The following is a 476-nucleotide window of genomic DNA, read 5'->3' as shown; positions in this document are numbered from 1 at the left end:
AGTTATCTTGGACAGTTGAATCAAAAGGACTGCATTATCTATTTGATTTTTTAACTATGTTAATTATGGTTTGTTCTATTTCCTTTTTTGAGAAAAAAAAATATTTTAATTTTTGTCTTTGTTTTTTGTTGATTGTGTTTTCAAGCGTTTTACTTGGTATAAAAGGTGCTCTAATAAATTTAATTATTCTTTTAATGGCTGTTTCTGTTAGAGGTGGGGTTGGTTGGAAGATAATTTTTCAAGCGGTTGTTCTTACTTTTATATTTTTAGTACTTACGTTGTATTTATTTTTTGGTGGCCTTTCTTTAGAAGCTCTAAATGCGATTATATCAAGGGTAATAGCAACAATAGATGGCACATATATAATTTTAAGTACTGGTATCGATGAAAGCTACCAATTGCCAAATAATATATTGGTTTATATTTTTGATTTTATTGTTTCGAAATTTAATGGGGTCATTGAAAGCCTAGGCCAA

Annotated in this window: 1 protein-coding gene; it reads left to right on the top strand. The window is 28.4% G+C overall.

The window, feature by feature from the left end:
- Positions 1-476: hypothetical protein (locus WG89_RS31535; RefSeq protein WP_172806964.1), on the top strand; the 476-nt coding region annotated here is incomplete at both ends.

Origin of the sequence: Endozoicomonas arenosclerae (assembly GCF_001562015.1) — a bacterium.
Classification (GTDB): domain Bacteria; phylum Pseudomonadota; class Gammaproteobacteria; order Pseudomonadales; family Endozoicomonadaceae; genus Endozoicomonas_A; species Endozoicomonas_A arenosclerae.
This window is presented reverse-complemented; position numbering and strand designations above follow the sequence as displayed.